Source organism: Citrobacter sp. CK191 (assembly GCF_030333435.1).
GTDB classification, from domain to species: Bacteria; Pseudomonadota; Gammaproteobacteria; order Enterobacterales; family Enterobacteriaceae; genus Citrobacter_B; species Citrobacter_B koseri.
This window is the reverse complement of sequence record NZ_JAOWFX010000031.1, coordinates 1,033,549-1,057,044: the sequence shown is the minus strand read 5'-3', so window position 1 is coordinate 1,057,044 and position 23,496 is coordinate 1,033,549. Positions and strand designations below refer to the sequence as shown.

Here is a 23,496-nt window from a genome sequence, read left to right as displayed (position 1 = left end):
ATGAAAGCCATGCGCTTTATTCGGGGTGTGTTGCTAATGACGTGGCTGGTGCCGTGGATCGTGCAGGCAACCGATGCCGATGTGTTTGTTGGCGCCAGCCGGGCGCAACAGGCGACGTTATTAGAACAATGGGCCATCACGCCTGAGGCGCAGCGTTTGCCTTTGTTGAACGCATTAGCGCGTGAGAATGTGCTGACTGATAGCGCAAAGCACGCTTTCATTCGGCAGGGTACGCAGGTTCTGCCGCTCGGCGCTGTCGCCGCGCCCGATGGCGAACTGAAAAAGGTTCGTCTGACTAACCGTCTGCGAAACCTGGTCAGCGGGGCGTTAGCCACGCATCAACTATTAAGTGACAATGTCACGGAAAGAGCCGCTGCCGCCAGCCTGTTACAGCGGGAGGCCACGCCCGCGATGCTGCCGCTTTTACAGCAGCGGCTGGCGCAGGAAACGGAAAGCGAAGTGACATCACGTCTGGAGATTGCGCTGGCTAACCTGCAACTGGTGAGTCTTTCCGCTGACGTCCGGCGTCAGGCGATTGTCTTACTGGGGCAGTCGGGCGACCCGGAAACGCAATCACGCCTGCAACCCTTTACGGATGCTGAACATGAACCGGATGCGCGTGTTCGCGAGGCCGCGACAGAAAGCCTGAACGCAATCGCGCAGCGGATGGTGATTGGCGATCTCCTGGGGCAGGCATTTATGGGGCTGTCGCTGGGATCGATTCTGCTGCTGGCGGCCCTGGGGCTGGCGATCACCTATGGATTACTGGGCGTAATCAATATGGCGCACGGTGAAATGCTGATGCTTGGCGCGTACAGCACATGGATGGTTCAGCAGTTTATGGGGCAGTTCATGCCACAGTGGCTGGCGTTTTATCCCGTTGTGGCGTTGCCGGTTGCTTTCCTGATCGCCGCCGGAACTGGAATGGCGCTGGAGCGCGGCATTATTCGCCATCTTTATGGTCGTCCTCTCGAAACGCTGCTGGCGACCTGGGGGATTAGCCTGATGCTGATCCAACTGGTACGCATGACCTTTGGCGCGCAAAACCTGGAGGTTGCCAACCCTGCGTGGCTTTCTGGCGGGGTGCAGGTCTATGCCAACCTGACGTTGCCCTGGAACCGTATCGTGGTGCTGGGGTTCGCCATGCTGGTGCTGTTTTTCACCTGGCTATTGCTGAATAAAACCCGCCTCGGGATGCGCGTTCGCGCGGTAACGCAGAACCGCAGTATGGCGGCGTGTTGCGGCGTGCCGACGGGGCGCGTGGACATGCTGGCGTTTGGCCTCGGCTCGGGGATCGCCGGATTGGGCGGCGTGGCCTTGTCGCAACTGGGCAACGTCGGGCCGGAACTGGGACAGGGATATATTATTGATTCATTTTTAGTGGTGGTGCTCGGTGGCGTCGGACAACTGGCGGGAAGCGTGGCCGCCGCATTTGGGTTGGGTATCTTCAATAAGATTCTGGAACCGCAAATGGGCGCGGTGCTGGGCAAAATCGTCATTCTGATTGCGATCGTTCTGTTTATCCAGAAACGGCCTCAGGGATTGTTTGCGCTGAAAGGGAGGGTTATTGATTAATGACCATGCCAATGACATTAACACTGGCGCGTAGAGCGCCGCGTACTGTCCAGGTTTTTGGCCTCTGCCTGCTGGCGGCGCTGCTGATTCTGCCTTTTCTGGCGCTGCTGCCTGCGGATCACCCGCTGGCTGTCCCGGTCTGGGTGTTAACGCTGGCCGGGAAGATCCTCTGTTACGCCATTGTCGCTGTGGCGCTGGATCTGGTGTGGGGGTATGCCGGAATGCTGTCTCTGGGGCACGGTATTTTCTTCGCGCTGGGCGGGTATGCGATGGGAATGTATCTGATGCGTCAGGCCTCTGGCGACGGACTTCCCGCGTTTATGTCTTTCCTCTCCTGGAGTGAATTACCGTGGTTCTGGTGGGGAACGCAGCACTTCGCCTGGGCGATGCTGCTGGTCGTGCTGGTTCCGGGACTGCTGGCGCTGGTGTTCGGCTATTTTGCCTTTCGCTCAAAAATCAAAGGCGTCTATTTTTCCATTATGACCCAGGCGCTGACGTTCGCAGGCATGCTGCTGTTTTTCCGTAACGAAACCGGGTTTGGCGGCAATAACGGGTTTACGGGGTTTACCACGTTGCTGGGCTTCCCTGTTGCAGCGACCTCCACGCGCGTTGCGCTGTTTCTCGCGACCGTCATATTACTGGTGCTGGCGCTGTGGCTGGGGTATCTCCTTGCGCGCAGTAAGTTTGGCCGCGTTCTGACCGCCGTGCGCGATGCGGAAAATCGCCTGATGTTTTGTGGGTACGATCCGCGTGGCTTCAAACTGCTGGTATGGACGCTCTCCGCTGTTCTGTGCGGTCTGGCGGGCGCCCTGTACGTTCCTCAGGTCGGCATCATTAACCCCAGCGAAATGTCGCCGACCAACTCTATTGAAGCGGCTATCTGGGTCGCGCTGGGCGGTCGCGGTACCTTAATTGGCCCGGTGTTTGGCGCTGTGCTGGTGAACGGCGCTAAAAGTCTGTTTACGGTGATTATGCCGGAGTACTGGCAGCTGTTTCTCGGCCTGATCTTTATTGGCGTTACGCTGTTTTTACCGCGCGGCGTCATTGGTCTGTTTCGCAAAGGAGAAAAATGATGCAACCGGATGACGGACTTTTTACCCGCCAGTTGCCGGGGGATCGTTTTCGCGATCAAACAGACCCGGTTCTGCAACTGGAAGGGATCAACGTCAATTTTGACGGCTTCCAGGCGCTGACGGATTTAACCCTGAACATTGGCGTGGGGGAATTGCGCTGCGTTATTGGCCCTAATGGCGCCGGAAAAACCACCTTAATGGATGTGATTACCGGTAAAACCCGGCCGCAAAGCGGACGCGCGATTTACGATCAGTCCACGGACTTAACTTCGCTCGATCCTATCGCGATTGCCCGCCAGGGCATTGGGCGTAAATTTCAGAAACCGACCGTGTTTGAGGCCCTGACGGTGGAGGAGAATCTGGAACTGGCGATGAAAGAGGATAAATCCGTCTGGGCCACGTTAAGAGCGCGCCTCTCGGGCGAGCAGCGGGATCGCATTGACGAGATGCTCGGGCTATTGCGCCTGGGCGCGGAGCGTGGGCGTCGCGCCGGGCTGCTTTCGCACGGACAAAAGCAGTTTCTGGAAATCGGTATGCTGCTGGTACAGGAGCCGCATCTGCTGCTACTGGATGAACCTGCGGCGGGGATGACGGACGCGGAAACGGAGTATACCGCCGAGCTGTTTCGCACTCTGGCGGGGAAACACTCGCTGATGGTGGTGGAGCATGACATGGGGTTTGTCGAAACCATTGCCGACCATGTTACCGTTTTGCATCAGGGGCGCGTGCTGGCGGAAGGGAGCCTGCGCGACGTCCAGGCCAATGAACAGGTTATTGAAGTTTACCTCGGGCGATAGGGAGGACGGATGTTACAGGTGAATGAACTGAATCAATATTACGGCGGCAGTCATATCCTGCGCGGGGTAAGTTTTGAGGCCCGCATTGGCGAAGTAACCTGTTTGCTTGGGCGTAACGGCGTGGGAAAAACCACCTTACTGAAGTGTCTGATGGGGTTAATCCCGGCACGCACCGGCAATGTGATCTGGCAGGGGAAGAACATCACCCAGCGTAAACCGCATCAGCGCGTGCGGGCTGGTGTCGCCTATGTGCCGCAAGGGCGGGAGATTTTTCCTCGCCTGACGGTAGAAGAAAACCTGCTGTTGGGGCTGTCGCGTTTTTCCGCCCGCGATGCAAAACAGGTGCCGGATGATATTTACGCGCTTTTCCCGGTGCTTAAAGAGATGAAGCACCGGCGAGGGGGCGATCTTTCTGGGGGGCAACAGCAGCAGCTGGCAATTGGCCGGGCGCTGGCCTGCCGTCCTCAGCTGTTAATTCTGGATGAACCGACCGAAGGGATACAGCCGTCAGTGATCAAAGAGATTGGGCAGGTGATTTCACATCTGGCGCGTCAGGGGGATATGGCGATTTTGCTGGTGGAGCAGTTCTATGATTTTGCCGCCCAACTGGCGGATCACTACTTATTGATGTCGCGGGGAAGCATTATTCAGAGCGGCAGGGGCGAGAATATGGAAGCGGAGGGCGTTCGCGGGCTGGTCGCGATCTGAGTTCCGGGACTGCACCGGACGTTATCCGGCACAGTCTGGCGTGCCGTCAGCACATTGCGGGCTGCCCCCAGGGTCTGGCCCGCATCCCTTTTAGCATTAGCGCCCAGGCAAGAATAATCGCAACGATCAGCACCGCAAACAGGGACCAGGCGGGCAAGGTGGTGAGGATCACGCCGCTGACCAGCGGGTTGACCGCCGCGCCGAGCCAGCCAAGCGACTGCGCTGAGAAGTAGCTTGCTTTCATCCCCGCCGGAGCAATGTTATCGATCAGCATATATTCGCCCGGGGCATAAATAACCTCGCCAATGGTAAATACGGCGGCGGAGAGCCCCCAGAGCAGCAGGCTGTTTCCTGAAATCATAAAACCAACCAGCCCAGCCACAAAACAGATTGTGCCGGTCGCCATCAAGGGTCTGATATTTGCGGTCGTTAACCGACGGCCTACGGCATATTGCAGGCTGACGACAATCGCCGCGTTGACGGGGAGTACGACAGCCACCACTTTTTCGGCAAAATTACCGTTCGCGACGACCATGACATACTGGGAAATACATGAGGCGAACGCGCCGCTGACAAATGACGCCAGGAAGGCCGAGAGGGTAAACCAGAGCAGGGCTTTATCGCGTAACAGCACCGATGGCGACCAGACTGACGCCGTTGTTCCTTCAACGGGCGTCTCTGCGCGCTTCACCCAGGTCTGGATAAACACCAGCGGGAAAGCAGAGCAAATGGCCGCAAGCCAGAACGGCAGGTTGATGCTTTGCATGACCAGCAGGGTGCCAAGCGGCGGCCCGACGGTCCAGCCAATATTGAGCACGGTATAGTTGAGGGAAAATATTTTGCTCCTGGTTGTGGCGGAAAGATTGTCGGCAAACCAGGCTTTCAACACGGTGGCAAAGACGGAGTAGGCGCAGTTTATCAGGGCGAAAAGCAGCACCACCAGCGTGACGCTGTGCACCAGGGGGATGGCGATAAAGCCCAGCAAGAACGCCGAAATTGCCAGAAGCATATAGCGCTTTTTATCGAACTTATCCGCGAGGATGCCGAAACCCAGGCTGAAAATCACGCCGATGGTTAACGCTACCGTCATGGCATAGCCGATCAGATCGACGCTCAGATCGTACTGGCGGTTAAGATAGATCGTCATGAACGGAAGCGTGGCGCCGCGCCCAATGGTCAATAACAGTGATGAGGCGAGTAAAGCGAGGGTGGAGCGTCTCAGCGTTGTGTTCATTTTCCTGCCCGACAATGCGTTTCATTATATTTATTGGTGATTTAAAGCAATAGCACGGCAAAAGTGTGATGTATACCCGGGATGTTGTTCGAAAGTGCTCGTCCCGCCCTACCTGAATTAATGATCTGTTCCGGGGCGATGATTTCCGTTAACTTAACTTGTTTACAAAAATTTAATATTTGCAGGGGCCGTGGTATGTCGCGTAAAGACGGGTTATTGGCGTTACTGGTCGTGGTGGTGTGGGGGCTTAACTTTGTCGTCATCAAAGTCGGGCTGCACAATATGCCGCCGCTGATGCTGGCGGGATTACGTTTTTTGCTGGTCGCGTTTCCGGCCATCTTCTTCGTTGCGCGCCCGAAAATCCCGCTGTCGCTGTTACTCGGCTACGGCCTGACCATCAGTTTTGGTCAATTCGCGTTTCTCTTTTGTGCGATTAAATTCGGAATGCCTGCCGGGCTGGCGTCACTGGTGCTACAGGCGCAGGCGTTTTTTACCATCGTGCTGGGCGCGTTTGCGTTCGGCGAGCGCTTGCAGGGCAAGCAGGTGGCCGGTATCGCGCTGGCGGTGTTTGGCGTTCTGCTGCTGATAGAAGCCAGCCTCAATGGGCAACATATTGCGATGCTCGGGTTTATGTTAACGCTGGCGGCGGCGTTCTGCTGGGCGTGCGGGAATATTTTCAATAAGAAGATCATGCAACATGCCACTCGCCCGGCGGTGATGTCGCTGGTGGTCTGGAGCGCGCTGATCCCGATTATTCCCTTCTTTCTGGCCTCTTTGATTCTGGACGGTTCTGCGCAGATGGTTCAGAGCCTGATCGCGATTGATATGACGACGATTTTATCGCTGGTGTATCTGGCGTTTATCGCCACGATTGTCGGTTACGGGATCTGGGGAACGTTGCTCGGACGCTATGAAACCTGGCGCGTGGCGCCGCTGTCTTTGCTGGTGCCGGTTGTGGGGTTGGCCAGCGCGGCCGTGTTGCTTAATGAGACGCTTACCGGGTTACAGTTTCTTGGCGCGGTGCTGATTATGGCGGGTTTGTACATCAACGTGTTTGGTTTTCGGCTGCGCAAAACGGCGCAGGTAAGGGGATAAAAAAAGCCCCGCAGTGGCGGGGCAAAAACGAATTACAGGCTGTGTCCGTTGTAATACGGTACGCCTAATTCGTCGGATTTATCGCTTCCCGCACCCATATGATTGAAATCGAATGGCGACTGATCATGCGCAGACGGCATGACCATCGCATCGCGATCATTTTGTGTTCCAGGTTGTGCGGTTTGCTCCGCAATGCTTTGGCCAGAGACGACAAGCAGCACAGCCAGCATTGCGGAAGACAGAGATTTCATGATTTCCTCGATTACGTCATTAACAGGCGATTAGCAATTACAATGGTTGAGTGGATGCAAATACCGGGATTCGCCATGCATATTGGTAATACGGTACTTATGCGGTGGAACGTCGAAATAGTTTTTAAATGTCCGGGTCAGCGTCTGCTGTGACTCAAAGCCATAACGTTCCGCCAGGTACAGGATCGGCTCGTTACTTTCTTTTAATTTCTGGGCTATTTCAGTCATTTTGCGACTGCGGATGTACTGGCCTAATGAGTGACCGGTCTCTTTTTTAAACATCCGTTGCAGGTGCCATTTGGAGTAACCTGAACGCTCTGACACTTTTTCCAGTGAGAGCGGCGATTCCAGGTTATCTTCGATCCAGTCCAAAATGCTATGAATGGTAATAGCGTCAGTATTGCGTCTGGACATCGTCATACCTCTTTCTGTTTACGGCAGGATTTTCTTAAGCAAAAGCTCAAGTGTTGCCACTTCATCCGCCGTTAAGTTTTTTGTTAGTTCCTGGTGCAGGTCTTGTCCTACTAACTGATGACATTGCTCACAAATTGCCGCGCCGTGTTCGGTGAGTTTCACCAGCACGCCGCGTTTGTCATGTGGATTTGGCAGTCTTTCGATCCAGCCTTTACAGACCAGCCGATCAAGCATGCGCGTCAATGCGCCGAGATCGACAGACAGCACTTTCTTCAGCTCGACCGGGGTAATGCATACCGCGCAACGGATAGAACAGAGCACCTTAAACTGCGATGCGGTGATATCCAGCGGCGACAGATAGTCGTTCAACAGACGATCTTTTTTCTGATTGACCATGTAGATCAAGCGACCCAGCGGGATGATTTCGTTGAATAGGTCACTGGTGCTTTTCACAATGGTTGCCCCGGCAAGTAGTTAGTCACGGCAGATACTATTGCCCAGGCAAATATAAGTCAATCGAATGAATAAGGGGATGCCACGATTTGCTAAAACGCGTCAGTGCAGGGGCTGCATCACGGGGTAATTTATTAATAATAATTACTGGTTATGCTTATTCGACATAATGAATGCTTAATGGCGAAACGCCGCGTTTTCCCTTTATACTTGCCGCTTACAACGAGCTTGATGGGGAAGAGATGGCATTATGATGGATTTGTTTAAAGCGATAGGGCTTGGGCTGGTTGTCCTGCTGCCTTTGGCGAACCCGCTAACCACGGTGGCGTTGTTTTTAGGCCTGGCCGGTAATATGAACAGCGCGGAGCGTAACCGTCAGTCGCTGATGGCCTCCGTGTATGTGTTCGCCATCATGATGGTTGCGTATTACGCCGGTCAACTGGTGATGAACACCTTTGGAATTTCCATCCCCGGTTTGCGCATTGCGGGTGGGCTGATTGTCGCCTTTATCGGCTTTCGGATGTTGTTCCCGCAGCAGAAGGCGCACGAATCGCCGGAGGCGAAAAGCAAGTCAGAAGAGCTGGAGGATGAGCCTTCTGCCAATATCGCTTTTGTTCCGCTGGCGATGCCGAGCACCGCAGGGCCGGGGACGATCGCGATGATCATCAGTTCGGCCTCTACCGTACGTCACGGCGTCGATTTTCCCGGCTGGGTTATTCTGGTGGCACCACCGCTTATTTTTCTGGCGGTGTCAGTGATTCTGTGGGGTTCTCTGCGCAGCTCAGGGGCGATTATGCGCCTGGTCGGCAAGGGGGGAATTGAAGCTATTTCCCGTCTGATGGGCTTCTTACTGGTCTGTATGGGCGTGCAGTTTATCATTAACGGCGTGCTGGAAATTATTAAGACTTACCATTAAGTGACATGTGTTGCCCTGAAAAAATAAAAACCACCGTTGGTAGCGGTGGTTTTTATTTTTGAAGCCAGTCATTGATTCAGGAAAGGCTTCAGCACTTATAAAAAGTGCGATAAACCAAACTTAACACGCGCATTATCTTACGCCACATCAGGCCATCATACAAATCTAACCGTTAATGATTACATCGCTAAGCCGTCTTATATTCGGTGCTGAATTATTTATGTTTTTATATACACCCTGTGAATTAATGTATAAAAATCATTGTGTTGATGCGTTTTTCGGGGAAGGTTATACTGCGCAGGTGTGTTGATTATCGTTTTACTGGCTTTTGCTCCTGTGCAGAAAAAGTTTCTAAGTCCTGGCTTACGGGGTGGTACCTGCGAGCGCCTGGGCCAGGAATGCGATAAACCAAACTTAACACACTTGATCTTCGGTGGACGGGCAAGGAGAGGATAAGCCGGAGTAATCGCATTCCTCTTTAAGAGGAAGAAAGCGTGGTGAATATCTTAAGCACGATTATTGTGGTTCTTGAGTTCATCGTTGCATCATTGCAACTGATCTTATCGTTCATTAAGTAACATTGATAAGAAACGAGTAAAGGGCCAGAACTTACCTGCTCTGGCCCTTTATAAAAAAGTCATTTTATTGGGGTTTTACTTCAATGCTGCGGCTGCTCTTCCAGCGAAACAGGCCAGCGGCGAAAGATAATGATCGACCACACCAGCGCCGCCAGGGCTGGCACTGCGCCGACGTAGCCAATAGTGGACATCGACCAGTGTAAACTCACCTGATTCCCCACCAATGCGCCAGCGCCAATGCCAATATTAAAAATGCCTGAGAACAGCGCCATTGCCACATCGGTGGCGTCCGGCGCCAGTGCCAGGACTTTCACCTGCATCCCCAGGCCTATCACCATAATGGCGATGCCCCAGAAAATACTCAGCACGGCAAGATGGCTTTCGCTGTCTGCTGCGGGCAGCAGGAGCATCAGGCAAATCACCAGCAGCATAATGGCAATGCTGATAAGCGGCGAGGCGTACTGATTACCCAGTTTGCCGAATACCACGCTGCCGATAATCCCGGCGCCGCCGAGGATCAGCAGTAATACCGTGGCAAAGTTTGCGCTCAGACCCGCCACCGTTTGTACAAACGGTTCAATATAGCTGTATGCCGTATAGTGTGCGGTGACCACCACGACAGTCAGTAAATAAATACTCATTAGCGCCGGGCGACGGAACAGCAGCGGCAGACTTTTTAGTGACCCAGAATGTTCGCTGGGCAATTTCGGCAGCAGTTTGATCAGGCATACCAGCGTGATTAACGCCCCTATACCAATGGCGAAGAACGTTGTTCGCCAGCCGAAGTATTGACCAACGATACGCCCGATAGGCAGCCCCAGCACCATCGCCAGCGCGGTTCCGGTGGCGATCAGACTCAGTGCCTGCGCGCGTTTGCCTGGCGGCGCAAGGCGAATGGCCAGCGAAGCGGTAATAGACCAGAAGACAGCGTGTGCAAACGCGATCCCGATGCGGCTGATTACCAGCACGGTAAAATTCCATGCCAGGAAGGAGAGCACATGGCTGGCAATGAAGAGAACAAACAGGCAGATTAGCAGTTTACGCCGCTCAACCTGACTGGTCAGCAACATAAAGGGCAACGACATCAGCGCCACAACCCAGGCATAGATCGTCAGCATAATCCCGACCTGCGCGGTCGGCATAGCAAAGCTCCGGGCGATGTCCGACAGTAAGCCAACAGGGACAAACTCTGTGGTATTGAAAATAAAAGCGGCAATAGCAAGCGTAACTACCCGTAGCCACGCGACCTTGCGGGAAACAGTGTTTGTTGTCATAAGAGTAAATCGGGTTAGTTGCGAAAAGGCGAGGTCACGATCTTAAAACGTTTGCTGGCGAAAATACAATCATTTTGTGATGTATGTCTCATTATCGTTGATGAGCCGATTGATGAAACAAACGAAATAGCGTCCGGGTATGGAAATCATCCCGGACACCGTATTCAGGGGAGTTTTGCGATATTCGCTTTGATGACTTCGGCGGAGTATCTGAATTTCGCCAGCTCATCATCGGCTAACTGTAATTCGATAATTTGTTGAACACCGCTTTGAGTCAGCACCGCCGGTACGCCGATGGCGACGCCGTCAACGCCGTATTCCCCCTCCAGTACGCAGGAGATGGCCAGCGCCCGATGGCTTCCGGTGAAGACGTTCCGGCAAATTTCCGCAATGGTTCCGGCAATACCATATTCAGTGCAGCCCTTGCGGTTATAGATTTCAAACCCATGTTTGCGCACTTTTTCCGCCATCGCCTCGACGTCCAGGATTTTACCCGTACGGCGTTGATAAACATCCGCAATCGGAGAACCGTAGACGGAGGAGTGGGACCAGACCGGGAATTGCGTATCGCCATGCTCTCCCAGAATAAAGGCATCGATGCTTTGCGCGCCGATATCCAGTTCCTGCGCCAGCGCGCGCCGTAAACGGGTGGTGTCCAGCCAGACGCCGGTGCCGATTACCTGGCTGCGCGGCAGGCCTGATAGCGTCCATACCTGCCAGGTAATGATATCGCAAGGATTGGTGGCAATAAGAAAGATGCCGTTAAAGTCGCCATCCATCATTTCCGGCACGATCTTTTGGACGATCCGCGCAGTGTTGTTCAGCTCATCAAGCCGTGTTTGCCCTGGTTTTAATGCGCCGCCGGAAACGGTAATCACGGCGATATCGACATCGGCGCATTCATGCGCCTCCCGGGTGGAAATGGTCATCATCCCCGGCATGTAGGCCGCTGCATCGGCGAGATCCAAAGCATGGCCTTCCGAACGATCTCTGTTCAAATCGACCAGAATCAGTTCTTCACAAATATTCTGATTGAGCAGAGCGTAAGCTGCTGATGCGCCAACATTACCTGCCCCAATGATCATCACTTTACGCGCTTTGGTGTTCATGACTGTTCCATATCCGTTTTCGTCTTGCGCAGTATAAAACGCTTCTCCCGGCAGGCGTAGCCCCAAACCCATAGGATAATGCTATGGCTGCGAGGACGGATTCAGCAGGGCGATAAACGCGTCCAGTTGACGGGTCATTGCCCCGCGACGCCACACAAGCCAGGTGTCCAGCCATCGCCACTCTTCGCTCAACGGCCAGGCTTCAACCTGATGATGCCCGGGCATACTTTCCAGCATGGTACGAGGGATCAGCGCGATGCCCGCTCCGGCGATAACGCACGCCAGCATGCCGTGGTACGACTCCATTTCATGAATGGTGCCGGGCATCGCGCGATCGGCATGAAACCAGCTTTCAAAGTGACGGCGATAAGAGCAGTTTGCGCGAAAGGCGTAGATATTGCTGCCATTCACGTCTTTTGCCCGCCGTACGGGGGAATGCCCATGAGGGGCGACAATCATCATCTCTTCACGGTATACCGGCATACCTTCAAGACCCGGATGAGTAATCGGGCCATCAACAAACGCTGCGTTAAGTCTGCCTTCCAGAACGCCTTCGAGCATTGTCCCGGAAGGCCCGGTAGAGAGGGCGAACTGGATTTTGGGGTAACGCTGATTGTACCCGGCAAGCGTGGCCGGGATGCGTACCGCAGCGGTGCTTTCCAGCGCGCCGAGTGAAAACAGTCCCTGAGGTTCATCACCGGCGACCACCATTCGCGCTTCATCAACCAGCGCCAGGATCTGCTGGCTGTAGCGCAGAAAGTTATGTCCGGCGGGAGAAAGGCGCAGCCGCTGACTTTCACGAATAAACAGATCCACGCCAAGATCGGCCTCAAGCTGGCGGATTCGCGTAGTGAGGTTCGACGGGACGCGATGCACCTTCGCCGCCGCCTGCGTAATACTGCCGGTTTCGGCCACGGCATTGAACATTTCCAGCTGAGTCAGATCCATGGTTTTCTCTTTTTGTGAACGCAGTGCTTAATATTATTCATTTTTCAGAAAGAGTAAATGCGCCCATTATGCAGGCATATCCCGCAACGTAGAGAGACAAACCGATGACGATGACACCTGCTACACATGCGATTTCCGTGGACCCGACAACCGGTGAAACGTTGGCGATGATGCCGTGGGCCAGCGCTGATGATATTGAAAATGCACTTACTCTGGCTGCCCGTGGACTTGAGGAATGGAAACGCACGACGGTGGCATTCCGGGCGCAGAAACTTCGCGATATCGGGCAAGCGCTGCGTAACCGTACAGACGAGATGGCGCACAGTATTTCCCGTGAGATGGGAAAACCGATCCGGCAGGCGCGCGCCGAGGTGGCGAAATCTGCGGCGCTCTGTGACTGGTATGCAGAACATGGCCCCGCGATGCTTAACCCGGAACCGACGCTGGTGGAAAATCAGCAGGCGGTGATTGCATATCGTCCGCTGGGGACAATACTGGCGGTCATGCCGTGGAACTTTCCGCTCTGGCAGGTATTACGCGGGGCGATTCCCATCCTGCTGGCGGGTAACGGCTATTTACTAAAACATGCGCCGAATGTGATCGGTTGTGCTGAACGTATTGCGCAGATCTTCGCCGATGCCGATATTCCGGCGGGCGTTTATGGCTGGGTAAATGCCAGTAACGACGGCGTTAGCCAGATGATTAACGATCCCCGTATTGCCGCCGTGACGGTAACGGGCAGCGTGCGTGCCGGGGCCGCGATTGGCGCGCAGGCCGGGGCAGCGCTGAAAAAATGCGTGCTTGAACTGGGCGGTTCCGATCCGTTTATCGTTCTTAACGATGCCGATCTGGATCTGGCTGTTAAAGCCGCTGTCGCCGGTCGCTATCAAAATACCGGGCAGGTATGCGCGGCGGCGAAGCGCTTTATTGTTGAAGAGGGGATTGCCGGGGAATTTACTGAACGGTTTGTTGCCGCCGCCAGCGCACTGAAAATGGGCGATCCACTGGCGGAAGAGAACGATCTCGGCCCTATGGCGCGTTTTGATCTACGGGATGAGCTGCATCAGCAAGTGGAGGCATCAATAGCAGAAGGCGCGCGTTTATTACTGGGCGGTGAAAAGCTCGCCGGGGAAGGCAACTATTATGCCGTGACGGTGCTGGGCGATGTGACGCCTGAGATGACGGCGTTTCGTCAGGAGTTGTTTGGGCCCGTGGCGGCGATTACCGTGGCGAAGAACGCCGAACATGCCTTGCAACTGGCTAATGACAGCGACTTTGGGTTGTCGGCGACGCTGTTCACTGCGCGTGATGTACTGGCTCAGGAGATGGCATCGCGCCTGGAATGCGGCGGGGTATTTATCAATGGATACAGCGCCAGCGATCCGCGTGTGGCATTTGGCGGCGTGAAGAAAAGCGGCTTTGGTCGCGAGCTCTCCCATTTTGGCCTGCATGAGTTTTGCAACGTACAAACTGTCTGGAAAAACCGTCTGTGATCATTCTGGCGTCTTCTTGAGGCGCCATGTCACATTACTGCAATAGTTCTGTCATTTTCTCTCCGTACACTCGCGCATAACGCATTGATACAGAAGAATATCATGAACTTAACGCAAATTTTTCGAGGCTTAATTCGTCGTTTCACTCCCCGCCAGTTTGGTCTGTTAACGGGAATATTTTGCATTATCGCGCTGTTTTCTATTTTGCAGGTTGCGTCATCCCTGATGCTGTCGTTTTCCGTGCGAGACGCTCAGCGCAACGAACAACGTAACCAGCAGGCACTGCTGCAACAAACGAAGGTGGATGAGGCGAGGGTAGCGCTGTTGTCCGCAAGCGATCTGCTGAACCGGGCGGGCGTTTACTTTATGCAGGATGCCGCAACGGGATCAGAAGGCAGCTGGCGCCCGTTGATGGATGAAGCTCAGCAGGCGCTGGTAGAGTCAAAAACGGCCTGGGATGCCTGGCTTGCAATGGCCCCTCATAAAGACGACGGCCTGATTGAGAGTTATCAGCGTTTTTATAGTGGTATTCAGGAACAGGCGGATGGTTTGAGCCAGACTAACGCCATCGACGCGTTCTTTGCTGTTCCTGTTCAGGCGTTTCAGACAGATTTCAATGAAAACTATGCTCGCTTTCAGCAAGAGAGTGGGCGTCAGACAGAGGGTGGCAGGCAGCAGCTGATTGCCAGCCTGGAAGGGTTGCAGCACCTCTTTTTGTTCATCCCGTTTGTGCTGGTGGTGATTGCCCTGCTGGTCTGGAGCGGCATGTCTCGCTGGGTTATTTCTCCGCTGCGCCGCCTGATCGCCCATATTAATATTCTGGCCGCAGGCGATCTGTCCGAACCAATGCCGAAGGTGAGCGGGTTTAACCGCGAGGTCGCGCAACTCAGTTCACGCATTGATGCGATGCAACAGGGGCTGAGGCAGCTGGTGCAGCAGGTGAGCGATGCCACCACCGCAATGGTCGGCAACATCGATCAGCTTGCGCAGAGCAACAAACAGCTTTATCAGCAATCGGCGAAACAGAGCGAAGAGTTAAGTAGTGTCACCTCGCATATCTCGTTTCTGGAAACGCATGTCGAGGACAATAGCGGCTTTGCCAGACTGGCTAATCAACGTGCAGCCGAGGCGCGTCAGGTAGCGGCTGGCGGCGATCGTATGATGGAGACCGTTAACCGTTCGATGCAGGCGATTGTTGAACGATCGTCAGAAATGCGCGGGATCATCTCTCTGATTGATAGCGTCGCGTTCCAGACCAATATCCTGGCGCTGAACGCGGCTATCGAAGCAGCTCATGCCGGAGAACAAGGTCGCGGATTTGCCGTGGTGGCAAAAGAAGTGGGGCTGCTGGCCCGTAAAAGCAGTCAGTCCACGCAGAACATACAGGAACTTATCCACCACTCCTTGCAGGGAATCGAGGAGGGTTCACATGCGGTTAACCGACTGGAAGAAAATTTACAGCAGGTGATTTCGTTAGTAGACAATCTGGGCATACTGTTGAATGACATCTCTGGCGCCACGTTAAGCCAGGGAGACAGCATCCACCAGATGACGGGACAGCTACAGGCGCTTAACCGTGCGGCGCAAGAGACCAGCAGCCTGGTGAATACTGCATCGGCGTCATCGCTGCAACTGCATCATGAATCTCATCAGCTTCTGAACGCGGTGGCGCGATTTCGTCTTTCTGCCTGACGCCGCACATTCAGCTCTGTTATACTCGCAGGCCTTTTCAGACCTGCGAGCAAGGAGCACATTGTGGCCAGGGCCATGGACAATTCAATTTTAGAGACCATCCTTCAGCAGGTGCGCCCGTTGATTGGACAGGGGAAAGTGGCTGATTACATCCCTGCGCTGGCTTCTGTCGATGGGTCAAAACTGGGGATCGCCATTTGCACCGTTGACGGGCAATACTATCAGGCTGGCGATGCGCAGGAACGCTTCTCAATACAATCCATATCAAAGGTGCTGAGTCTGGTGGTGGCGATGCGTCACTACCCGGAAGAGGAAATCTGGCAACGTGTCGGAAAAGATCCCTCCGGGTCGCCATTCAATTCACTGGTGCAACTGGAACTGGAGCAAGGGATACCGCGTAACCCGTTCATTAATGCCGGCGCGCTGGTGGTTTGCGATATGCTGCAAGGGCGACTGAGCGCGCCGCGCCAGCGTATGCTGGAAGTGGTTCGGGCGCTTAGCGGCGTGTCGGATATTGCGTATGACGTCACAGTTGCCCGTTCTGAATTTGAGCACTCCGCACGCAATGCCGCTATTGCCTGGCTGATGAAGTCATTTGGTAATTTCCAGCATGATGTCACTACCGTTTTGCAAAATTACTTTCACTACTGCGCGTTGAAAATGAGCTGTGCGGAACTGGCGCGTACATTTGTTTTTCTGGCCAGACAGGGGCAGGCGTTTCACCTTGATGAACCGGTTGTCTCGCCGATGCAGGCCCGACAAATCAACGCACTGATGGCGACCAGTGGAATGTACCAGAACGCAGGCGAATTTGCCTGGCGAGTAGGATTACCTGCCAAGTCAGGCGTTGGCGGCGGGATTGTGGCGATTGTCCCGCACGAAATGGCGATTGCGGTATGGAGCCCTGAACTGGACCCGGCGGGTAACTCCCTGGCGGGTATTGCGGTACTTGAACAACTCACCCAACAATTAGGTCGTTCGGTTTACTGATGAACGCGCTTGATCCACTTTTTTCTCGCCTGTCACGTTCGCCATTTCGCGCGCGGTTTCGTCTTGGCGCAAAAGAAAGGCAGTATTGCTGGGATAAAGGCGCGCAGGTTATTGATCAACATGCCGCCGAGTTTATTGCTAAGCGGCTGGCCCCGGCTTTTCCGCGCAACGATGGTAAACAAACGCCGATGCGCGGCCACCCCGTATTTATTGCCCAACACGCGACGGCGACCTGCTGCCGTGGTTGTCTGGCGAAATGGCACAACATTCCTCAGGGAGAATCGCTGAGTGAAGAACAGCAGCAGTATGTTGTCGCCGTCATTCACCACTGGCTGGTTATCCAGATGAATCAGCCGTAAATCTCCGCGTCGTGAGAGATGTTAAAGCATAAAACAGTTTTGATTAATCGTGACTACTTGATCAAAACAGGGTTTCAATATCATAAAGTTTGCTAACCTGTTCTACCAATTCAAACAGGTTGTATGACTAATTAAGAAGGGAACCCATTGTGAAAACTCTAAACCGTCGCGATTTTCCCGGTGCCAGCTATCCTGAGCGCATCATTCAGTTTGGTGAGGGAAACTTCCTGCGCGCCTTTGTTGACTGGCAAGTTGATCTGCTGAACGAACATACCGATTTGAACGCCGGAGTGGTCATTGTTCGCCCTATCGAAAGCACGTTTCCGCCGTCATTGAGTACCCAGGACGGGCTCTATACCACGATTATTCGTGGTTTGAATGAAAAGGGCGAGGCGGTTAGCGACGCGCGTTTGATCCGTTCTGTTAACCGTGAAATCAGCGTCTATGATGATTACGATGAATTCCTGAAACTGGCGCATAACCCGGACATGCGTTTTGTTTTCTCTAATACCACAGAAGCCGGTATTAGCTACCATGCCGGTGACGCATTTGATGACGCGCCCGCGGTCAGCTACCCCGCGAAGCTGACGCGACTGCTGTTTGAACGTTATACCTGTTTTGACGGCGCGCTTGATAAAGGCTGGATTATCATTCCTTGTGAACTGATTGATTACAATGGTGAGGCGTTGCGCGAACTGGTACTGCGTTACGCTCAGGAGTGGAACTTGTCCGCTGCGTTTGTGCAGTGGCTGGATCAGGCGAACACCTTTTGCTCCACGCTGGTTGACCGGATTGTGACCGGATATCCGCGTGATGAAGTGACGCAACTTGAAGCGGAACTTGGCTATCACGATGCTTTTCTCGATACTGCGGAGCATTTTTATCTGTTTGTGATTCAGGGGCCAAAAAAGGTAGCGTCTGAGCTGCGTCTTGATAAGTATCCGCTCAATGTGCTGATTGTTGATGACATCAAGCCGTACAAAGAGCGTAAGGTCGCGATCCTGAATGGTGCGCATACGGCGCTGGTGCCCGTTGCGTTCCAGGCCGGGCTGGATACCGTTGGTGAAGCCATGAATGACCGCGACATTTGCGCCTTTGTTGAAAAAGCCATCTATGAAGAGATTATTCCGGTGCTGGATTTACCTCGCGACGAATTAATGTCGTTCGCCAGTGCGGTGACGGGGCGTTTCCAGAATCCGTATATTAAACACCAGTTGTTGTCGATTGCGTTAAATGGCATGACTAAATTTCGCACCCGTATTTTACCGCAGCTACTGGCAGGGCAGCAGGTCAGCGGCGTTTTACCGGCGCACCTGACGTTTGCGCTTGCGGCGCTGATCGCATTTTATCGTGGTGAACGTCGCGGCGAGACGTATCCGCTCCAGGATGATGCGCACTGGATTGAGCGCTATCAACAGTGGTGGCATCAACATAGCGACGGTCTTATCAGCACACAGGATTTGGTTCATGCCGTGCTGGCCGTGGACGCGCATTGGGGGCAGGATCTGACGCACGTTGCAGGTCTGGTCGAACAGGTCACGACCGACCTGGATGCAATCCTGACGAAAGGGATGCGTGAAGCGGTAAAACCGCTGTGCTAATCATCTGACCCGGCTGCGGCCGGGTTTTGTTTTCATGTTATTTAGTTACAACATACTTTTGAGGGGAAATTAATCGCTGTCTGAAACTTCCGTGCGTTTACCCGTCAGGCAGAAAAGGGAGGGCTGGCGAAACAGGCAGACAGGGTGAGGGCGATGCGCTTAATGCGCATGAAGATCTTCATCCTGAGGCTCGTCAAATACGCCAGTTAACAACGCAACGGTAGGCGCATCATCAATTGCGCCTACTGAACTTCCGCAGTGAGAACAAAATGCCCGACTGGAGATATCCGAAGAGCGCCAGACCGCAGGCTTGTCTCCTTGTCCTGTCCACGTCACATCCTGAGCGTCGAACTCGACCCAACTGACCGAATATGCACCTGTATGTTTTTGGCAAATCGAGCAGGAACAGGTATGTGGATTTTTCGGCGCTACTGCCGAAAAACGGATAAAACCGCACAGACAGCCGCCAGTATAGACTTTGCTCATCGTCATTTCCGTTAAACATTCATTTTCCGACACTATCAGATGATCCCACACTCAACCAGTGATGAATGGCAGAAAGGAGAACAGACGCAGGATCATAATGACAAAGCGGGATCTGTGTTACAACGGAGGCTAAACAGATATCTCAATGGCTGGAAAACCGTGTCTATCTGTCTATTGGAATTTGCCAGCGACAGCGCATTTGTTGCGTTTTTCCGTCAACACACGGGATTAACGCCAACGCGTTATCCACAGAAAGTTTTGGACGGAATGAGTGGATAACTCAGTTACAATAGAAGCAACGTAAGCATAATGAGTGGAAAATAATGTCTGCTATCGTCACGGAAAGATTCATTCTGCGCCCTCAAGCCATCACAGATTATGATGTATGGTATCCGATGTATTCAGACTCTAAAATATTTCATCTGGTTAATGCCCCAGGCTTTACGCCAGAAGAGGCGTGGAACCGCCTGTTGAGAAACATCGGGCATTGGTCTATTTTTGGTTACGGTATATTTTCTATTTTTCAAAAGTCTGACGGCACGTTTTTAGGCGAAACAGGACTGGCTAATTTTCATCGTGGCATTGATGAAAACTTTGAGAACTGTGTCGAGGCATCATGGGTTATTTCACGTTCAGCTCAGGGGGCTGGCGTAGCAAAGGAAGCCGCCGTCGCTGCGCATCAGTGGTTTGTCCATTTGTTTTCACCCTCGAAGACAATTTGTCTTATCGCAAAGAATAACATTCCGTCCATTCGTGTTGCTGAGCATGTGGGCTACCGTATTTATGATGAATGCTTATACAAAGGCGCTGAGTGTTTAAAACTTGAATGCTTATGGGATAAATAAAAGCATGGGCCGTCGTCACGGCCCCGTATTCCAGATTACACTTCAGGCTCCGCCAGATAGTGCCGTAAAGGGTGGATCTGATGTCCACGTTCGTCGAGATTTTCCGTTCTTAGCCAGACAGATATCGCACTGGATATCTTCGGCCACTCGGCGCTAATAATTGAATATGTTGCGATATCCACGCTTCTTGATTTTATGATTTGCTTATCACGTAAGATGCCTTCTTTTCGAAACCCAATTCTTTCAGCAGCATTCATTCCAGCATGATTAAGCGTGTCTGTTTGCCACTCACAACGACGATATTTAAGCACATCAAAAACATACATCAGTAAAAGATAAATTGCTTCCGTGCTTAAAAAGGTGCGTTTTATCGCTGGCGTGAGATGTACATATCCGATTTCCGCAACGCCATTATTCTTGTCTATATTAAAAAGGGCGAGGGTGCCTCGGGCTTTCGCAGATTTATTTTCTATTATGGCATAATATGAAATTCCGCCCTGACTGATGATGCGTTTGATATAGTCAAAGGTTGCTTGCCTTGTCTCGGGGCGTTCATCAGGAAGATAAGTCCAGTCCCGTGGGTCCTCTATGCTATGCCAGCCCTGATAAAGATCATCACAGTGGTAAGTCGCAAGGGGTTGTAAGTGACAGTAACGGCCTGACAACTGGCGCGTGTCAGGTAAAATAAAATCAAGGTTACCCTCAAGATGTCTGCCTACATATTGACCGAAGATATTAAGCTCTTTCATACTCTTCTCCTTAAAATAATAACGACAAGGATTTAAACGAGTAATATCGGTATGTTTATGTGAGTAAGCGACAGGTTCCTTAGTATGTTAACAACAACTGATGGATGTACCCGATGAAAACATTATATATTAACCATAGCATATTTTAATCTTGCTACAGCACTTCTGAGCGCTTTGTGATAAATATCATATTCAGCATTATGTTGTGCGTTAACTTAAATTTAAGTCGTTTCAGGAGAGTGTATGAACTTGACCATACGTTATGCTGTACCTGCCGATACCCTGACATTGCAAACGCTGGGGAAGTCAAGTTATTACCATCATTTCAAAGAGTTATGGGATTGTCCTGTAGAGCTTCGACAATTTATTGACAGTGAGTACGCGCCGGACCAACTTGAAAATAGTTTAAATGATCCGTCAGTCACCTGGCTCATTGCGGAAAGCGATAAGCCAGTAGGTTTTGCAAAGATAAGCTGGGACCGTCCAGTTAGCGGTGGTAATCACTCAGGAGCGCTCTTAAACAAACTGTATTTTGCACCCGGAGAAACCGGTAAAGGATATGGCCGAATTCTTTTCGAAAAAGCTATCGAGATAGCAAGGCATAAGGAGCAGCATTTTTTCTGGTTGCAGGTTCTTAAGGGTAACGACAGCGGGCGTCGGTTTTATGAATCCCTGGGGATGCAGCATCTTGCGGATGAGGAATTCACAACGCCTAAGCAAAAAAGCGTGTTACATGTATTCGGAAAATGTATTTAGACATCGCGGGAAGTGCCGGAGCTGTGAAACAGAGCCCCAGAATCAACGGAGAGTCGTGCTGGAGAAAGTGCTTCAGAGACTATAGCGGCCAGCACACAAGGATGACTACAAAACCACAGATTTTCCCTTTATCCTCTTTGGTGCGCATAATGTATATTATGTTAAATTGAATTTATGACGCCCAATACAGGCTTACTCCCTTGACTCATAATGCATCCCTCGCCTTTTTCTGCATGCCTTCCATCGTGTCCTGTGTGAATTCTGCAAACTGTTGGCGGTTATCCCTGCGTCAGATTTCATGTAGCGCACGCATTAAAAACCCGGCCACTGTGACCGGATAAGCCAATGGGATCTGCGTTTCTCACTATCTGGCGGCAATTACCGCATCTGCAATTTCCACAAAACCAGCACCTCCCGGGCCACGGGTAATCCACTGCGGAGGTTTCGGGATTTGATCAAGGTAATCTGATACCGTGCTCACTCCAACCGTATGTTCAAAGAATGAAAACATCGGCGCATCATTCGTCGAGTCGCCGCTATACAATACGGCAGAACGTTCGGCATCAATGTCGAGATCGTAAAAATCCCTGAGCACTCGTCGGGCCATAGATAACTTGTCATATTCTCCAGACCAGCCAAGAATCCAGAGATTGTTTACGGTGGTTGTAGCGCCTGCTTGCGTCAATGCGTTAAGTATTAATGAACACTGATGGGCTTCTGACGGTTTAGCAAAGGCAATGGACGTCATCCTGAAAGGTTGATCGTCGGCAAAATGAGCGGCAGGAATTTCCCTTTTTATCTGTTCCCCAATTTGCGTCAGGCGCTCAGCGACGTCAGGATATTTTTCTGTGCCGTGCCAGAAGAAACGCTCAATGCCATGACAGTCATTTCGCCTTCTGAAAAACACACCGCCATTTTCACCAATGACGCCATCAACTGGCCACATCCGTGCCATCTGGTCGCACCAGCCTGCGGGCGCGGCTGTGACCGGTATCACTTTTACTCCTGCATTCTGCAACCGTTCCAGCGCCATATAGGTTTCAGCCGCAAGGCGCCCCTTGTAAGTTAGCGTTTCATCCATGTCTGTGAGAACAAAACGCACATGTTTAAATGTTGACGAATCTGCGGAACAGATCTCTTTCATAAGCACACTCGAAGACTTGTAGATACAATAACTGTCTATAATTAAACGACTTATGGAATTGTTAAAGTCAAAATCGTACTAAGTTATAATTTTTATTGCGTTATTTCCGCCGCAGATTTCGTTGACTACCCTCTCCTTCTTCGCGATCCATGCGTAACAGACTTACTTCTCATTGATTTCCGCCTGAACCTGCTATACGCTTAGTTCACAAGGTGATGGTGTTCCACCTTTCCCAACCGCCGGTTCGCTCGAATCGGATGATGACGCCTGATATACAACTGTTGCTGTTTTTCTTAGGCATGTATGTCGGGTATCGCTATGAATAGTAAAACAACCACTTCATTACTTCCTGAATCTCATCTTTTTGAAAAGAAAGATGTTATCCATGCCTTTGACTATCACAACATCAGCAACAACGTAGCGCTCACCGGCTCTTGTTATGTCCATCGGCCCGTCTGCAACACATTGTTCATTTGCGATGCTGAACGTTTCTCATTACTTGAGAGGTGGCGTATGCATATGTACAAACACGCATTATTACTGGTCCAGAATGAAATCGATGGTGTGCTGTTGCTGCACCATGCTGAACGTCTGGCAAAAGAAATGGGGACTCAGATCACCCTCGGGCATATCAGTTCTGATTACCGGGAGCTGGATTACACGAGTGATGCTTTAACCCGGGATCGGCAATCACATGAAGTGATCGAGGCCAAAGCGATGCTCAGTCGCCTGGCGGAATCCAGCAGTATTCATGTGCAAGTGAAATCAATTATCAGCATTCAACGTTTCAAAGATGTTGAAGCGGTTATCCAACATGAGGATATCGACCTGGTCATGCTGGGTCATAAGAATCGCCTGTTTGGGGTTTTTTCCTCGTTCTCTTTTGAGTTCATCAATCATCTCTCGGTTGATGTGCTGATTAAACATATATCCACTCCATAAAATAAGGTCATTTC

At 52.3% G+C, this 23,496-nt stretch carries 24 protein-coding genes and 1 riboswitch; of the genes, 14 read left to right on the top strand and 10 right to left on the bottom strand.

Annotation, left to right across the window (positions count from 1 at the left end; all coding sequences use genetic code 11):
* Genes urtB through urtE form a run of 4 tightly spaced genes read left to right on the top strand, consistent with a single transcriptional unit; the run spans window position 1 to window position 4,153 of the window.
* Window positions 1–1,575: an urea ABC transporter permease subunit UrtB gene (gene urtB, locus OGV82_RS16630; RefSeq protein WP_047457152.1), complete on the top strand. Its 1,575-nt coding sequence runs from the start codon at window positions 1–3 to the stop codon at window positions 1,573–1,575.
* Window positions 1,575–2,648, top strand: a complete 1,074-nt coding sequence (urtC, locus tag OGV82_RS16625; protein ID WP_012132433.1) for an urea ABC transporter permease subunit UrtC — start codon at window positions 1,575–1,577, stop codon at window positions 2,646–2,648. The genes urtB and urtC overlap by 1 nt, the downstream gene beginning before the upstream one ends.
* Complete coding sequence (urtD, locus tag OGV82_RS16620) at window positions 2,648–3,445, top strand: urea ABC transporter ATP-binding protein UrtD (protein ID WP_024130341.1); 798 nt, start codon at window positions 2,648–2,650, stop codon at window positions 3,443–3,445. The genes urtC and urtD overlap by 1 nt, the downstream gene beginning before the upstream one ends.
* A 9-nt stretch (window positions 3,446–3,454) precedes the next feature.
* On the top strand, window positions 3,455–4,153 hold the full coding sequence (urtE, locus tag OGV82_RS16615; protein WP_012132431.1) for an urea ABC transporter ATP-binding subunit UrtE: 699 nt from the start codon (window positions 3,455–3,457) through the stop codon (window positions 4,151–4,153).
* A 46-nt stretch (window positions 4,154–4,199) separates the two neighbouring features.
* On the opposite strand, the gene ydeE is transcribed toward urtE, so the two are convergent.
* Window positions 4,200–5,387 carry an efflux MFS transporter YdeE gene (gene ydeE / locus OGV82_RS16610; protein WP_101744403.1) on the bottom strand — a complete coding sequence of 396 codons (1,188 nt, stop codon included), beginning with the start codon at window positions 5,385–5,387 and terminating at the stop codon, window positions 4,200–4,202.
* Window positions 5,388–5,582: 195 nt separating this feature from the next.
* Between ydeE and eamA the strand changes: the two genes are divergently transcribed.
* Entirely contained in the window at window positions 5,583–6,482 is a 900-nt protein-coding gene (gene eamA / locus OGV82_RS16605; protein WP_101744402.1) for an O-acetylserine/cysteine exporter, read from the top strand.
* Between the two features lie 32 nt (window positions 6,483–6,514).
* Here eamA and marB read toward each other — a convergent pair whose 3' ends face one another.
* The 3 genes from marB to marR are packed head-to-tail and all read right to left on the bottom strand — an operon-like array spanning window position 6,515 to window position 7,600.
* Entirely contained in the window at window positions 6,515–6,733 is a 219-nt protein-coding gene (gene marB / locus OGV82_RS16600; protein ID WP_024130340.1) for a multiple antibiotic resistance protein MarB, read from the bottom strand.
* A 30-nt stretch (window positions 6,734–6,763) separates the two neighbouring features.
* Complete coding sequence (gene marA, locus OGV82_RS16595) at window positions 6,764–7,147, bottom strand: MDR efflux pump AcrAB transcriptional activator MarA (protein ID WP_024130339.1); 384 nt, start codon at window positions 7,145–7,147, stop codon at window positions 6,764–6,766.
* An 18-nt stretch (window positions 7,148–7,165) separates the two neighbouring features.
* Entirely contained in the window at window positions 7,166–7,600 is a 435-nt protein-coding gene (marR, locus tag OGV82_RS16590; protein ID WP_012132424.1) for a multiple antibiotic resistance transcriptional regulator MarR, read from the bottom strand.
* A gap of 250 nt (window positions 7,601–7,850) precedes the next feature.
* On the opposite strand from marR, the gene OGV82_RS16585 reads away from it, so the two are divergent.
* Entirely contained in the window at window positions 7,851–8,516 is a 666-nt protein-coding gene (locus OGV82_RS16585) for a MarC family NAAT transporter (protein WP_012132423.1), read from the top strand.
* A gap of 658 nt (window positions 8,517–9,174) precedes the next feature.
* Here the strand turns inward: OGV82_RS16585 and OGV82_RS16580 are convergent.
* The 3 genes from OGV82_RS16580 to ptrR form a co-directional block, all read right to left on the bottom strand.
* The gene (locus OGV82_RS16580; protein WP_012132421.1) at window positions 9,175–10,368 is read right to left on the bottom strand and encodes a sugar transporter; all 1,194 of its coding nucleotides are present in this window, start codon (window positions 10,366–10,368) and stop codon (window positions 9,175–9,177) included.
* 164 nt (window positions 10,369–10,532) lie between these two features.
* Window positions 10,533–11,477: an L-lactate dehydrogenase gene (locus OGV82_RS16575; RefSeq protein WP_101744401.1), complete on the bottom strand. Its 945-nt coding sequence runs from the start codon at window positions 11,475–11,477 to the stop codon at window positions 10,533–10,535.
* A gap of 81 nt (window positions 11,478–11,558) precedes the next feature.
* Window positions 11,559–12,425 (bottom strand): putrescine utilization regulator PtrR, encoded by an 867-nt coding sequence (gene ptrR / locus OGV82_RS16570; protein WP_047457132.1) that lies wholly within the window; start codon window positions 12,423–12,425, stop codon window positions 11,559–11,561.
* 104 nt (window positions 12,426–12,529) lie between these two features.
* Here ptrR and sad point away from each other — a divergent pair, with 104 nt between their 5' ends.
* The 5 genes from sad to OGV82_RS16545 all read left to right on the top strand — a co-directional run bounded on the left by sad (window position 12,530) and on the right by OGV82_RS16545 (window position 18,560).
* The gene (gene sad / locus OGV82_RS16565) at window positions 12,530–13,918 is read left to right on the top strand and encodes a succinate-semialdehyde dehydrogenase (protein WP_101744400.1); all 1,389 of its coding nucleotides are present in this window, start codon (window positions 12,530–12,532) and stop codon (window positions 13,916–13,918) included.
* A 102-nt stretch (window positions 13,919–14,020) separates the two neighbouring features.
* Complete coding sequence (locus tag OGV82_RS16560) at window positions 14,021–15,610, top strand: methyl-accepting chemotaxis protein (protein ID WP_047457125.1); 1,590 nt, start codon at window positions 14,021–14,023, stop codon at window positions 15,608–15,610.
* 63 nt (window positions 15,611–15,673) lie between these two features.
* Complete coding sequence (glsB, locus tag OGV82_RS16555; protein ID WP_058669100.1) at window positions 15,674–16,600, top strand: glutaminase B; 927 nt, start codon at window positions 15,674–15,676, stop codon at window positions 16,598–16,600.
* Window positions 16,600–16,959: a DUF4186 domain-containing protein gene (locus OGV82_RS16550; RefSeq protein WP_049010515.1), complete on the top strand. Its 360-nt coding sequence runs from the start codon at window positions 16,600–16,602 to the stop codon at window positions 16,957–16,959. Before glsB ends, OGV82_RS16550 begins: the two co-directional genes overlap by 1 nt.
* Before the next feature lie 149 nt (window positions 16,960–17,108).
* Window positions 17,109–18,560 (top strand): tagaturonate reductase, encoded by a 1,452-nt coding sequence (locus OGV82_RS16545; protein ID WP_101744399.1) that lies wholly within the window; start codon window positions 17,109–17,111, stop codon window positions 18,558–18,560.
* Window positions 18,561–18,719: 159 nt separating this feature from the next.
* Here the strand turns inward: OGV82_RS16545 and OGV82_RS16540 are convergent, their stop codons facing one another.
* A complete protein-coding gene (locus OGV82_RS16540; RefSeq protein ID WP_024130336.1) occupies window positions 18,720–19,046 on the bottom strand; it encodes a GFA family protein in 327 nt (108 codons plus the stop codon).
* A gap of 323 nt (window positions 19,047–19,369) precedes the next feature.
* On the opposite strand from OGV82_RS16540, the gene OGV82_RS16535 reads away from it, so the two are divergent.
* Window positions 19,370–19,891 (top strand): GNAT family N-acetyltransferase, encoded by a 522-nt coding sequence (locus OGV82_RS16535; protein WP_101744397.1) that lies wholly within the window; start codon window positions 19,370–19,372, stop codon window positions 19,889–19,891.
* A 35-nt stretch (window positions 19,892–19,926) separates the two neighbouring features.
* On the opposite strand, the gene OGV82_RS16530 is transcribed toward OGV82_RS16535, so the two are convergent.
* Window positions 19,927–20,640 carry a GNAT family N-acetyltransferase gene (locus OGV82_RS16530; RefSeq protein ID WP_012132412.1) on the bottom strand — a complete coding sequence of 238 codons (714 nt, stop codon included), beginning with the start codon at window positions 20,638–20,640 and terminating at the stop codon, window positions 19,927–19,929.
* 243 nt (window positions 20,641–20,883) lie between these two features.
* Between OGV82_RS16530 and OGV82_RS16525 the strand changes: the two genes are divergently transcribed.
* Window positions 20,884–21,396, top strand: a complete 513-nt coding sequence (locus OGV82_RS16525; protein WP_101744396.1) for a GNAT family N-acetyltransferase — start codon at window positions 20,884–20,886, stop codon at window positions 21,394–21,396.
* Between the two features lie 364 nt (window positions 21,397–21,760).
* Here the strand turns inward: OGV82_RS16525 and OGV82_RS16520 are convergent, their stop codons facing one another.
* Window positions 21,761–22,540, bottom strand: coding sequence for an HAD-IIB family hydrolase (locus tag OGV82_RS16520; RefSeq protein ID WP_101744149.1), 780 nt, complete (start codon window positions 22,538–22,540; stop codon window positions 21,761–21,763).
* 202 nt (window positions 22,541–22,742) lie between these two features.
* Window positions 22,743–22,817: riboswitch (Fluoride riboswitch) on the top strand.
* Between the two features lie 236 nt (window positions 22,818–23,053).
* Between OGV82_RS16520 and OGV82_RS16515 the strand changes: the two genes are divergently transcribed.
* Complete coding sequence (locus OGV82_RS16515) at window positions 23,054–23,482, top strand: universal stress protein (protein WP_012132409.1); 429 nt, start codon at window positions 23,054–23,056, stop codon at window positions 23,480–23,482.
* Window positions 23,483–23,496: the final 14 nt, after the last annotated feature.

What these genes read in the sequence shown, in the direction of transcription:
- urtB (WP_047457152.1), top strand. Translation starts at nt 1, where the DNA reads ATGAAAGCCATGCGCTTTATTCGGGGTGTGTTGCTAATGACGTGGCTG.
- urtC (WP_012132433.1), top strand. Translation starts at nt 1,575, where the DNA reads ATGACCATGCCAATGACATTAACACTGGCGCGTAGAGCGCCGCGTACT.
- urtD (WP_024130341.1), top strand. Translation starts at nt 2,648, where the DNA reads ATGCAACCGGATGACGGACTTTTTACCCGCCAGTTGCCGGGGGATCGT.
- urtE (WP_012132431.1), top strand. Translation starts at nt 3,455, where the DNA reads ATGTTACAGGTGAATGAACTGAATCAATATTACGGCGGCAGTCATATC.
- ydeE (WP_101744403.1), bottom strand. Translation starts at nt 5,387, where the DNA reads ATGAACACAACGCTGAGACGCTCCACCCTCGCTTTACTCGCCTCATCA.
- eamA (WP_101744402.1), top strand. Translation starts at nt 5,583, where the DNA reads ATGTCGCGTAAAGACGGGTTATTGGCGTTACTGGTCGTGGTGGTGTGG.
- marB (WP_024130340.1), bottom strand. Translation starts at nt 6,733, where the DNA reads ATGAAATCTCTGTCTTCCGCAATGCTGGCTGTGCTGCTTGTCGTCTCT.
- marA (WP_024130339.1), bottom strand. Translation starts at nt 7,147, where the DNA reads ATGTCCAGACGCAATACTGACGCTATTACCATTCATAGCATTTTGGAC.
- OGV82_RS16585 (WP_012132423.1), top strand. Translation starts at nt 7,851, where the DNA reads ATGATGGATTTGTTTAAAGCGATAGGGCTTGGGCTGGTTGTCCTGCTG.
- OGV82_RS16580 (WP_012132421.1), bottom strand. Translation starts at nt 10,368, where the DNA reads ATGACAACAAACACTGTTTCCCGCAAGGTCGCGTGGCTACGGGTAGTT.
- OGV82_RS16575 (WP_101744401.1), bottom strand. Translation starts at nt 11,477, where the DNA reads ATGAACACCAAAGCGCGTAAAGTGATGATCATTGGGGCAGGTAATGTT.
- ptrR (WP_047457132.1), bottom strand. Translation starts at nt 12,425, where the DNA reads ATGGATCTGACTCAGCTGGAAATGTTCAATGCCGTGGCCGAAACCGGC.
- sad (WP_101744400.1), top strand. Translation starts at nt 12,530, where the DNA reads ATGACGATGACACCTGCTACACATGCGATTTCCGTGGACCCGACAACC.
- OGV82_RS16560 (WP_047457125.1), top strand. Translation starts at nt 14,021, where the DNA reads ATGAACTTAACGCAAATTTTTCGAGGCTTAATTCGTCGTTTCACTCCC.
- OGV82_RS16550 (WP_049010515.1), top strand. Translation starts at nt 16,600, where the DNA reads ATGAACGCGCTTGATCCACTTTTTTCTCGCCTGTCACGTTCGCCATTT.
- OGV82_RS16540 (WP_024130336.1), bottom strand. Translation starts at nt 19,046, where the DNA reads ATGAGCAAAGTCTATACTGGCGGCTGTCTGTGCGGTTTTATCCGTTTT.
- OGV82_RS16535 (WP_101744397.1), top strand. Translation starts at nt 19,370, where the DNA reads ATGTCTGCTATCGTCACGGAAAGATTCATTCTGCGCCCTCAAGCCATC.
- OGV82_RS16530 (WP_012132412.1), bottom strand. Translation starts at nt 20,640, where the DNA reads ATGAAAGAGCTTAATATCTTCGGTCAATATGTAGGCAGACATCTTGAG.
- OGV82_RS16525 (WP_101744396.1), top strand. Translation starts at nt 20,884, where the DNA reads ATGAACTTGACCATACGTTATGCTGTACCTGCCGATACCCTGACATTG.
- OGV82_RS16520 (WP_101744149.1), bottom strand. Translation starts at nt 22,540, where the DNA reads ATGAAAGAGATCTGTTCCGCAGATTCGTCAACATTTAAACATGTGCGT.
- OGV82_RS16515 (WP_012132409.1), top strand. Translation starts at nt 23,054, where the DNA reads ATGCATATGTACAAACACGCATTATTACTGGTCCAGAATGAAATCGAT.